Origin of the sequence: Ancylobacter polymorphus (genome assembly GCF_030813495.1) — a bacterium.
GTDB classification, from domain to species: domain Bacteria; phylum Pseudomonadota; class Alphaproteobacteria; order Rhizobiales; family Xanthobacteraceae; genus Ancylobacter; species Ancylobacter polymorphus.
Genome location: NZ_JAUSUI010000003.1, coordinates 426,910 through 438,511 on the forward strand (window position 1 = coordinate 426,910; position 11,602 = coordinate 438,511).

The following is an 11,602-nucleotide window of genomic DNA, read 5'->3' on the forward strand; positions in this document are numbered from 1 at the left end:
CCCCGGACAGACAGACGCGAATTAATTCACGCGGACGGAGGTGGCAACCCCGTCACGGCCTGCCCCGCCTCACGCCACGCGGCGGAACATGAAGCTGCGGCCGTCCGGGGTGCTGGCAAAGCCCATGCGGACCAGCGAGGCCAGGGTGGCCTGTATCGGCGGCTCGACACGCTTGCCCTGCCGGAAGCTGGCGGCGATGGCGGCGGCGTCCACCGTGCCGGAAGCGTTGGCGAGCGCGGCCATGATGGCGGCGGTGCGCTCCACCTCGCCGGCCGGGAATTGCGGCTTCTGCTCCTTGGCGGCGTCCACCACCAGCGCCATGCTGTCCTGCGCCTCTTCCGGCTGCACGGCGGTGGCGATGCCGGCGCGGGCCTTCTGGTAGTCCGGCCGCAGCCAGCGGATCAGGCCCCGCGCTTCCTCCTTGGCGCGCTCCTTGTTGAGCGCCACGAGGCGGGCGATGATGTCCTCGTCCGAGAGGTCGCGCGGCCAGCCATAGGCGTCGAACACCAGCGCGTCGAGCCTGTCGTGCAACTCCTTCAGGATCAGCACCAGCCCCTCGTCGCGGATGCGGGTGTCGTCCGCGTCCAGCGGCTCACCGGCGCGCAGCTTTTCCAGCACGTTGTACATCTGAGTGAGGGTCAGGCGCGGATGCTCCGCCTGCCGGGCCTTGCGGAAGGCGTCCAGCTCCTCGGCAACGGCGCGGATTTGCGCCTTCAGCGCCTCGGAGGCGTCCGGGAAGGGGAAGGGGTCGAACGTCCTCGACTTCGAGTAGACAGAATCGTTTCCGATGCCAAGCCAGCCGCCCACTCGGGTGGCCCAGCAAACATGGAGGCGAGAAGAGAGAATACCCATTACCGCAAAATCATCAGAAGCGACGAGAACGACCTTATCGTCGCATATCACCGAAGGCTCAACCGACTGAAAGACGCGGTGCCTTGCCGTATCTACGGTAGCAAAATAGCACCGCAATCCTTCGAGGGCCGGTCGCATTTCCTGTCTGGGCTCGCCGAAGATCCACCAGTTATCCCGATAAGCGGCTCGGTTATTGACGTCCCGTCCATTTGGTCGGCCGTCAGGCCCGACAGACTGCTTAACCGTTGCCACCACATGCTGGTAAACCTCGGGGAAGCGTCGCCTGACGTCCTCAGCCTTGAGACCAAAGAGATCAATTACAAGAAGGCCGCGCGGCGTGCCAATTAGGTCTCGCCCGTTCCGGTAGGGTCGTATGTAGTGATCAAGCTGATCGCGGCTTCCGTAGCCAAGCAATTCGGCTTGTTGAGGGTGAACTATGAACCCAGAGCCGTGCAGCTTAACGCCGTCATGGCAAATTGACCTATTGGCCTGAAGCTTTTCAAGGCTCGTAACGTCTATGCCAGCCGACAAATCCGGATTGATCACCCCGGATACGCTGCCATAGACGATTAGGGGAGTGTCCGTGTCCAGCCGTTGCTCGCTGATGACGTCATTCAGTAGGCCGTCATGCTTCCCGGCCGCCGCCACGGTCATGGCGATGCGCACGGCCGCCGCGTCCCGCGTCGCCTTGGTCCATGGGTGGTCCGGTATCGCCATCAGCAGGGAAATCGGCTTCTTCGCCTTCATCCGTGCCGCCATGACGCGGCGGGAAAATTCCTGCGTGATCGAGTTGGTGGTGACGAAGCCGAAGCGCCGCAGCTTCGTGCCGCGCCGGGTCAGCAGGTCCGCCGCGCGGTCCCACCAGTACATGACGAAATCGGCGCTCTCGTTCATGTGCGGGTGTGCCGCCCACAGCGCCTTGGCATAGCCGTCCCCCAATCGGCCACGAATAAGAGAGCCGCCGATGAAGGGCGGGTTGCCGACAATGTATTCCGCTTCCGGCCATGGCGGCAGGCGCGGGTTGCGGAAGGTGAACACCGGCACGCGGCGCCCCTCCGCATCCGTTTGCATGACAGGCTGGCCGGAGGCGTCCCGCGCCGGCTCGCTGCCATCGTGCAGCAGCACCGCGTCCATCGCCTTGATGGTCTTGAAGTCGCGCAGAATGGGCTCGGTCGGCTGGCCGCCCTGCGTGCGGAAAAACCATTGCAGGAAGCCGATCCACACCACCAGTTCGGCAATCGCGGCGGCATGCGGGTTCAGCTCCATACCGAGGAACTGGTGCGGGTCGATGGTGTGGCGGTCCAGCCCCAGCGTTTCCTGCCCGCCAAGGTCCGCCACCGCTTCCAGAACCTCGCCCTCCAGCCGCTTCATCAGCTCCAGGGCGACATAGAGGAAGTTGCCGGTGCCGCAGGCGGGGTCCAGCACGCGCACGCCGCAGAGCTGCGCATGGAATTTCATGACCTCCGCCAAGGCCGCGCCTTGGTTGCCCTCGCTGCTCAGCCGTTCAGCCGTGGCGCGCACGAGGTCCCATTCCGCCCGCAGCGGCTCGATGATGGTGGCGACCACCAGCCGCTCGACATAAGCGCGCGGGGTGTAGTGCGCCCCCAGCTTGCGGCGCTCCACCGGGTCCAGCGCCTGCTCCAGCAGCGTGCCGAAGATGGCAGGTTCCACCTCGCGCCAGTTCGCCTTGGCGGCCTCGAACAACTCGCCAATCTCCTCGCGCGGCAGCGGCAGCACCGTGCGGTCCTTGAACAGATAGCCGTTGAAGCGCTTCACCTTGGCCTCGATGGCGAAAGCGAAGGTGCCGGCGTCCATCGCCTCCCAGAGCTGGCCGACCAGTTCCGGGAACAGCTCCGGGGTCGCGCGGCAGCGGTCCAGCACGCGCTTGAAGCTCTCCTTCGGGATAAGCTCCACGTCCTCGGCGAACATCGTGAAGAGGCAGCGCATGAGGAAGGAGGCGATGGCCTCGCGCTTGTAGCGCGGCGTGCCGTCCGCCCCGCGCTGCTCCTCAAGGAACTTCGACACCTTGGCGAGGCGCTCGGCGATGTCGCGCGTGACCTTGGCAGCGCGCTTGGTCGGGTCGAGGCTGTGCGGGTCGGTCCAGACCTTTTTCAGCCGCTCGCGCACCTCCTCCGAGCGGAGGTCTTGCAGGAAGATGCGGAACCCCTGCCGATCCGGGAACTGCGCATAGTTCTTCCCCTGCCCGGAGAAGTCCGCGTACAGTTCGAAGCAGTTGCCGACATCGCAGACGATGAGGAAGGGCGGCCAGCCCTCGGCAGGCGGCAGCGCCTTGGCGTAGTCCTCCGCCTGACGGCGGGCGTTCATCATCAGCACGTCCCAGCGGCGGCTTACGCGGCGCCCCTGCGGCGGCTCCTCTAGCGGGAACAAGGCGGGTTGATCGGCGCCGGGCGCGGCTTTCGGCCCCTCGCCCTGCCGGCTCTGCTTGGCCTCCAGCACGAAGCAGCCGCGCTTGTAGAGGTCGATGCGGCCTTTCGCGGTGGACCCGTCCGGCTCGCGGAAGGTCACGGCCCGCTCGAACACATAGGCGTTCAGCTCTGTGGCGTGCGCGGCCGGGTCCGGCGACTCCACGCCGATCAGCCGGCAGAACTCGGTGAGGAACAGAGCGTAGTTGGCGCGCTCCTGCCCGCCTTCGCGGCCTGTCCAACGGGAAATGAAGCGCTCGACGTCGGTCATGCCCGCCCAAGTGACACGAGGTGAGGCGCGAGGCTAGCCTTCCCTTACGCGCCCGGCAATGCGGTATTGGAGGCGGTCCCCGATGCTGTCTCCAGCGCCCGGTAGACGCTCGCCCGGCCGATGCCCAGCGCCTTGGCAATCTCGGTCACGGTCTTGCCCTCGCCATGCAGCCGCCGCGCGTCGTCCGCCTTGAGCCGCGCCGATGGCTTGCGGCCGGTGTAGCGGCCTTCGGCCTTGGCCTTGGCGATGCCCTCCTTCTGGCGCTCCAGCATCATCTCGCGCTCGAACTGCGCAAAGCCCGCGAAAATGTTGAGGATCAACCGCCCGGTGGCGCTGCGTGTGTCCACCATCTCGCCCCCGAGATTCAGCACCCGCAAGCTGACGCCCTTCATGTCGAGGTCACGGACGATATCCCACAGGTGGATGGTGGAGCGTGCCAGCCGGTCAATCTTGGTGACGACCAGCGTGTCGCCCTCGCGCACGAAGTCCATCGCCCGCGCCAGCTCCGCCCGGTTGCCCACCGAAGACGCCTGCTCGCTGAACACCCGCCCGCACCCGGCCGCGCCAAGGTCCCGCTGCTGCGCCTCCAGCCCGGCCGCCTGCTCCGCCGTGGAGGTGCGGGCATAGCCGACCAGAAGCGGCGCCGGGGGCGGCATGGGCGTGCCATTGGGCGGGCGCTGCGGTGGTTCTTCGCCCGGCCGCATACCGGCATGCACCGCCGCTTCGCGCTCCAGCCGCTCCCGCTGGCGTTCGAGCTTCTGCTGCTGCCTTAGCAGCCGTTCAAGCGGATCGGTGATGCGTGCCATGCCCGGCCCTCGTGTCCAAAAGGTCTAGGCATGAGAGTCGAGTGCGTCCAAAATGTCAACACCCATCCTATTGGGCGCGCTTGGGCACGGAAGCGGACGTGTCCGGATGGGCAAGGTCTATTGGACGGATGCGGGGTGTCACCGCCGCCGACTCATTGGTCTGTTGCGGTAGTTTTGGCTAGAATGAATGAGAGGGATGGGCCCGGGAGGGGGATAGCGCGCGGAACGCTGTTCCAAGATGCTCTGACGAATTTCTGTGAAAAATTGCTGCGGGATGCTGAAGGGCGACAATGAACGGGCAATGGCTTGGCACCTATGAGGGGACCAACACGGGCTCCGCAATTCTCGAACTGGACGATATGGGAGACCGCTACGCCGGTGCTCTATATGCCTATGACGCAAGGCCCGGCCTTCCGAGTTCGGTGGTCTGGTTTGAGACCCCGGGCAAAAGCGATCAGTTTGAGCTTGATGCTCACGTCGCACCCCTTCACCCCGGCACGGGCGAGCCCGTCTCGCGGGAATTCATCAAGGAAATTTACCCCGATGCAACGATGCCAGAGCGCATCCGTCTGAGTTGCTCAGTCGTCGGCGACGTACTCCATATCAGTTGGACAACCCCGTTGGGCACCGAGGGCACAGCCCAGCTGACAAAACCCGATGCGTCACGCCCTTCAGACTATGAGCCGATCGATATAAAGGACTGGAATTCTTTCAAAGCCTTTGCCACAGCTCAAGAACCATACCGATACATATATCGCGGACAAGAAAGCAATGAATGGCGACTTAGGACGCACTTTCATAGAACTGGTCGAGCTTATATCGTTCGTTTCATCAATCAAGACATACCAGCTCTGCATAAAAATCTAACCAATCTGACACGGCATTTCTTCCGGCTAGAGAGCAACATCGAGAACGCAGCGTTTTATTCGCTAGTTCAACACCATGGCTATCCGACCCCCTTGTTGGATTGGACGCACTCGCCGTTCGTGGCGGCGTATTTTGCATACAAGGGGCTCCGAAAGGACAAGATCAACCCGACCAAGAAGGTCCGAATTTTTGTGTTTGACAGCACAGCGTGGCGCAATGATCGGCGGCAATTCACGAAGATCAGCCCTGCGCCGGAGCACTTCTCCCTGTTGGATCCCATCGCTCTAAACAACCCGAGGATGGTGCCGCAGCAGGCTCTATCGAGCGTCACTAATTTGGACGATGTGGAAGGCTACATCCGGAGGCGGGAAAGCGAGGCGCAGAAGACATATCTTCGCGTGATTGATCTTCCATCGATTGAACGCAAAGAGGCGATGCAGCAGCTGAGCATCATGGGCATCACGGCTGGTTCGCTCTTTCCGGGCATAGACGGCGCCTGCGAGCAGTTGCGAGAACGGTTCTTCGACTTGTGACCGGTGCTCTGCGCCAAGTCGCGGGCACCTTGACGAAAACCCATTTCTCTGGTCCAGTGCAACGCATCGACGGCTGAAAATATCCAGCCAGATCAATAACCTACGGCTCCGTTCCGGAAGCATCTTCCCCTCGACGCGGGTGCTGGCGGAGTAGCCTCAGGGCGCGGGGGCGGAGACTTCGAGTTTTTCCGACGGCGCGAGCAGCGCGCGGCCGGCGCCGGAGCGGCGGATCAGCGCCTGCGGGTCGGGCAGAAGGATCGGCCTCACCCAGTCGCCGCGCACGATGAAGGGTAGCTCGAATGCCACCGTGACCGCCGGCGCCGCAGCGCTCGCGGCGAGGGTCGACGTGTCGGCGGCGAGGCTCGCCGCCACGCCGGCCACCGAAGGGGCGGCGCTTTCCGCATTTGCCGCGCTCGCGGCGGGCACGGGGCCCGACGCCGGCGCGGCATTCGGCACCGGCGCCGGATCTGGCGCGGGCGCTGCGGCCTTGGCCAGCTTGCCGGCTGAGGTGGCACGCACCAGCTGGGCGACGCCGGAAAGATCGAGGCCGCGCGAGGCGACCGCACTCTCGCCGGTGAGCGCCACATGCAGCGTGCTGCTCGACAGATCGAGCCGGTCGAGCTTGACGATGCCGTCGGCGATGCGGGCATCGACCACGATATCGGTGAAAGGCGTGCGCCCGCCCCGCAGATCGCCGCCGGACAGCGGCCGCTTTTCCAGCCGGGTCAGGATGCGGCCGACATCGATGCCCACCAGCGCGCCCTCGCTGCCACCGAGCGTGAAGGCGCCGCCGAGCCCCTCGGCGATCTCCATGATGCTGGCCCCGCCGCCAATGGCCGAGAGCCGGAACGAGCCGGTGCCCTCCAGACGCTGGACGCGGAACAGGTCGCTCAGCGCCGGGCCCAGCGCCACATCGTCGGCGGAAAGATCGAGGCGCACATTCATCCCCGGACCGGCCGGGCGGGGGGAGAGCTGGACGGCGGCGCGGAACAGGCCGCCCCAGGCCTCGGCCTCGCCGATGGTGAGCGACAGCCGCCCGCCCTTGGCGGTGGCGGCGGCCGCCATGCGCTGGAAACTGGCCCCGCCGAGACGCACCTGGCCGGCGGAAAGCCGCAGTTCCACGTCCAGTCCCCGGGCGGGGCCGAGATCGAGCGCCTCGCGGCTCCAGCTGCCCTCATGCGGGTTGGACAGGCTGAGTTCGCCATAGGGCGAGAGGTCCATGGTCTCGCAGGCCAGCGAGCCCTGCAGCATCGGCCGGGGGCCGTCGATGCGCAGATTGAACGCGCCGATGCCGGTATTGCCGTCGAGATCGAGCTTGGCCTGGCTCAGCTGGACGCCCTGCGCCGACAGCAGCGCCATGCCGCGCAGCGCGAACGGGCCGAAGCCGCGTTCGGTCGGCGCATCCATGCCAAGCCAGGCCAGCGCCTCACGCAGCTCTCCGGCGCCGACCTTGAGATCGCCCGACACCACCGGCCCGCCCGCCAGCCGGGCACCGCCGGTGAAACTGGCCGTGGCCAGCGGCGCGGCGAGCGACAGGGAGAGCCCGCCGACCTCGCCCGCCGCCAGCGCGCGCAGATTGCTGAGCTTGCCGTCGATCGCCACCCGCTCGCCACGCCAGACAGCGGTGCCGGCCACCGTGACATTCGCCCCGCCGCGCCAGCCAATGGCGAGGTTCGCGTCGGGAACCAGCATTTCCGTGCCGTCGCCACGGGCGAGGGCGACGCTGCCATTGGTGACAACGAGATCACCGCGCGAATCGGCGCTGCCCAGCGAGGCAATGAAGCCGCCAAGCGCCGTCAGCCCGTCGCCGGGATCGGCGAGAACCAGCCGGGCCTCGGGGAGTTCGATGGAATCGGCCCGGACATGGCCGGCGAGCAGAGGCAGCAGGTCCAGCACCACCCGCACGGAGGGGGCTTCGAGCCGGGCGCGCGGGTCCTCAAGGCTCACCCCGTCAAGGGTGAAGGCAGGCCGGGGCAGGACGGTGAAGGAAACCGGGCCATCGATTCGTGGCTCGACGCCGGTGGCGGCGGCGATCATCGCTCCCGCCTGCGCCCGCAGCGTTTCCTCGGAGGCGAGCTTGGGCGCAAGCGCTCCCGCCACCATCGCCAGTGCCACTGGCACGAGGAGGAATGGAATGTATTTCTTCATTGCGTCGTCAGGCTCCACGCCCTCGCTACCCCATCGCAGCCAGGCCGCGCAAGCAAGAGCGGCGCTCGGAGAGGTACGGATCGCGCGCAGTTGGCGTACCGAAAGTTGCCGCACCATGTTGGCGCTCTGTGTCTGTTTGATGGCCTGACAGGCGGCGTGGCCGGCGCTATGAGTGTTGCAGTGCAAAACGCCGACGCAACGGCGCCTGAAACGGGAGGAAGGCCATGGGGGCAGACGGCAACGCAGGCATGGTGCAGGACAGCGCGGGGAGCGCGCCCTTGTGGACGCCGAGCCCGGAACGGGTGGCGCGCACGCAGATCGCCGCCTTCCTCGCGCGGGTGAATGCCCGGCACGGCACCGCGCTCACCGATTATCGCGGGCTGCACGCCTGGTCGATCGCCCATCCCGACGCCTTCTGGGAAGAAATCTGGGACCTCGGCGGGGTGATCGGCAGCCGCAGCGGGCCGTCGCTGGTCGATGGCGACCGCATGCCGGGTGCCCGCTTCTTTCCCGAGGCGCGGCTGAACTATGCCGAGAACCTGCTGCGCCCGCGCGAGCGCGACAGCGTGGCGCTGGTGTTTCGCGGCGAGGACAAGGTGGAGCGCCAGCTGCGCTTCGGCGAATTGTCCGACCTCGTCTCGCGGCTGCAGCAGGCGCTGCGCGCGGCCGGGGTTGGCGTTGGCGACCGGGTGGCGGCGACCCTGCCGAACCTGCCGGAGACGATCGCGGTGATGCTGGCGGCGTCCTCGCTCGGCGCGGTGTTTTCCTCCTGCTCGCCGGATTTCGGTGAGCGCGGCATTCTCGACCGCTTCGGCCAGATCGAGCCGAAGGTCTACGTCGCCTGCGACGGCTATTGGTACAATGGCAAGCCGGTCTCCATCGCCGAGAAGCTGAAGGGCGCGGTGCCGCAGCTGCCGAGCGTCACGGCGACGGTGATCGTGCCCTATCTCGGCCAGGCCGAGGAGGTGGCGGGCGCGCTGCCGAACGGGGTGACGCTGGACGCCTTCATCGCCCCCTTCGCGCCGGCGCCGCTGAGCTTCGAGCGGCTGCCCTTCAACCACCCGCTTTTCATCCTGTTCTCCTCCGGCACGACAGGCGCGCCGAAGTGCATCGTGCACGGCGCCGGCGGCACGCTGCTCCAGCACATCAAGGAGCACCGGCTGCAGTGCGACCTCGCGCCGGGCGACCGGCTGTTCTACTTCACCACCTGCGGCTGGATGATGTGGAACTGGCTGGTGAGCGGCCTCGCCAGCGATCTCACTCTGTGCCTGTATGACGGCTCGCCCTTCGCGCCCAATGCCGCGGTACTGTGGGACTATGCCGAGACGGAGCGCTTCGCGCTGTTCGGCACCTCGGCGAAATATATCGACCAGCTGCGCAAGGAAGGCGTGCGGCCGGGCGCGACGCATGACCTCTCGGCGCTGAAGGCGGTGACCTCCACCGGCTCGCCGCTGGCGCCGGAGAGCTTCGCCTTCGTCTATGAGGCGATCAAGCCGGACCTGCACCTCGCCTCCATTTCCGGCGGCACGGACATCGTTTCCTGCTTCGTGCTCGGCGATCCCACCGCGCCGGTTTACAAGGGCGAGATTCAGGCGCCCGGCCTCGGCATGGCGATCGAGGTGTGGTCGGAAGAGGGGCGCCCCGTCACCGGCGAGCGCGGCGAACTGGTCTGCGTGAAGCCGTTCCCGTGCATGCCCGTGATGTTCTGGAACGATCCGGAGGGCGCGAAATACCACGCCGCCTATTTCGAGCGTTTCCCCAATGTGTGGTGCCATGGCGATTTCGCGGAATGGACCGCGCATGGCGGGCTGATCATCCATGGCCGCTCCGACGCGACGCTGAACCCGCAGGGCGTGCGCATCGGCACGGCGGAAATCTATGCCCAGGCCGAGCAGATCCCGGAAATCGTCGAGGCTATCGCCATCGGCCAGGAATGGGACAATGACGTGCGCGTGGTGCTGTTCGTGCGGCTGCGCGAGGGGGCGGTGCTCGACGCCGAACTCGACAAGCGCATCCGCACCCAGATCCGCACCGGGGCCAGCCCGCGTCATGTCCCGGCCCGCATTCTCGCGGTGGCGGACATTCCGCGCACCCGTTCCGGCAAGATCACCGAACTCGCGGTGCGCGACGTGGTGCATGGCCGGCCGGTGAAGAACACCGAGGCGCTGGCCAACCCGGAATCGCTGGAACTGTTCCGCAACCGGCCCGAACTGGCGCAATAGGCCGGTATCAATGCGGCTCCCGGGGCGCGGCCCCGAGGGCGTACCCGTCAGATCGCCGGCAGGTCCAGCCACTTGGCCGCGGCGCTGAGGATGAGGTCCACCGCCAGCGCAGCGAGGATCATGCCCATCACCCGGCTGATGATGGAGGCGCCGCCACGGCCGATGATGTTCACCAGCCGCCCCGCCGCCAGCATGATGGCGAGCGTCACCAGCAGCACCAGGCTGAAGGTGGCGATGGTCATCATCCGGTCGGGAAAGTCGTGCCGCGCATTGTCGGAAAGCACCACGGCGGCCAGCATCGCGCCGGGGCTGGCGATGGAGGGGATCGCCAGGGGATAGATGGCGATTTCCATCGGGTTCATCTCGGCCGGCGTGTGCGGGTCGGCGTGGCTCTTGCCGTGGATCATGGTGAGGGCGAAGAGGAACAGCACGATGCCGCCGGCGATCTGGAAGGAGTCGATCGACACATCCATCGCCCGCAGCAGCCAGCTACCCGCCATGGCGAAGAACACCAGCACGCCGAAGGAGATGATCACCGAGAGCACCGCCGCCTTGTTGCGATCGGCGGCGGAGAAGCCGGTGGTGACGGCGAGGAAAACGGGCAGCGTGCCCAGCGGATCGATCACCACCCACAGGGTGACGAATTCCTGAATGCGTTCCGCCCAATTCATGATCCGCCCACCCGTTCGCCTCTGCCTTATAGCGGTATCTTCGGCGGCGCCAAGTTGCATCGCGGCCGGGCCGTGGGCATGGTGCCGGCCGGCGCGCCGGCGCCGGCGAATCGTATGAGAGACCCTGCACATGGCGGAGCCGCGACAGAAACCGGACTTTTCGCGGGAGATGGACGCCCATCGCGCCGGCGAGGTGCCGGTGGCCGGTGTCGACGAAGTGGGGCGTGGCCCCTGGGCCGGGCCGGTGGTGGCCTGCGCGGTCGTGCTCGATCCCGCGCGGGTGCCGGTGGGCCTCGACGATTCCAAGCGGCTGTCGGCGGGCCAGCGCGAGAAGCTGTTCGAGGAAATCTGCGCCACCGCCGATGTCTCGCTGGCTTTCGCGCCGCCGACGCGGATCGACGGCCACAATATCCGCCAGGCGACGCTGTGGGCGCTGGCCCGCGCGGTGGCGGGCCTCGCCTGCACCCCGCGCCTCGTGCTGGTGGACGGCAACGACCTGCCGCCGGTGCCTTGCGCCGCGCGCACCATCATCGGCGGCGACGGGCTGGTGGCGTCCATCGCCGCCGCCTCCATCGTCGCCAAGGTGACGCGCGACCGGCTGATGGGGGCGCTCGGCGCCGCCCATCCCGGCTATGGCTTCGAGCGCCATATGGGCTATGGCACGCCCGAGCATCAGCAGGCTCTGGCGGCGCTCGGCGTGTGCCGCCACCACCGCACCTCGTTCGCGCCGATCCGCCTGCGCCTCGGCGAAACCCCGGCGGCCTGAGCCGCGAGGGAAGAGGCAGCGGGCAGGAGAGGCGGGCAACAGG

Annotated in this window: 7 protein-coding genes; 3 read left to right on the forward strand and 4 right to left on the reverse strand. The window is 66.9% G+C overall.

Going from position 1 to position 11,602, the window contains the following annotated elements; all coding sequences use genetic code 11:
• Nucleotides 1-69: 69 nt before the first annotated feature.
• Entirely contained in the window at nt 70-3,546 is a 3,477-nt protein-coding gene (locus J2S75_RS09290; RefSeq protein WP_307019548.1) for a class I SAM-dependent DNA methyltransferase, read from the reverse strand.
• A gap of 44 nt (nt 3,547-3,590) precedes the next feature.
• Nucleotides 3,591-4,352 (reverse strand): recombinase family protein, encoded by a 762-nt coding sequence (locus tag J2S75_RS09295; protein WP_307019549.1) that lies wholly within the window; start codon nt 4,350-4,352, stop codon nt 3,591-3,593.
• 290 nt (nt 4,353-4,642) lie between these two features.
• On the opposite strand from J2S75_RS09295, the gene J2S75_RS09300 reads away from it, so the two are divergent.
• Nucleotides 4,643-5,752, forward strand: coding sequence for an FRG domain-containing protein (locus J2S75_RS09300; protein WP_307019551.1), 1,110 nt, complete (start codon nt 4,643-4,645; stop codon nt 5,750-5,752).
• Between the two features lie 156 nt (nt 5,753-5,908).
• On the opposite strand, the gene J2S75_RS09305 is transcribed toward J2S75_RS09300, so the two are convergent.
• On the reverse strand, nt 5,909-7,900 hold the full coding sequence (locus J2S75_RS09305) for an AsmA family protein (protein WP_307019552.1): 1,992 nt from the start codon (nt 7,898-7,900) through the stop codon (nt 5,909-5,911).
• Nucleotides 7,901-8,124: 224 nt separating this feature from the next.
• Here J2S75_RS09305 and J2S75_RS09310 point away from each other — a divergent pair, with 224 nt between their 5' ends.
• Entirely contained in the window at nt 8,125-10,122 is a 1,998-nt protein-coding gene (locus tag J2S75_RS09310; RefSeq protein WP_307019553.1) for an acetoacetate--CoA ligase, read from the forward strand.
• A gap of 47 nt (nt 10,123-10,169) precedes the next feature.
• Here J2S75_RS09310 and J2S75_RS09315 read toward each other — a convergent pair whose 3' ends face one another.
• Complete coding sequence (locus tag J2S75_RS09315; protein ID WP_307019554.1) at nt 10,170-10,793, reverse strand: MarC family protein; 624 nt, start codon at nt 10,791-10,793, stop codon at nt 10,170-10,172.
• Nucleotides 10,794-10,923: 130 nt separating this feature from the next.
• On the opposite strand from J2S75_RS09315, the gene rnhB reads away from it, so the two are divergent.
• On the forward strand, nt 10,924-11,559 hold the full coding sequence (gene rnhB, locus J2S75_RS09320) for a ribonuclease HII (RefSeq protein ID WP_307019555.1): 636 nt from the start codon (nt 10,924-10,926) through the stop codon (nt 11,557-11,559).
• Nucleotides 11,560-11,602 lie beyond the last annotated feature (43 nt).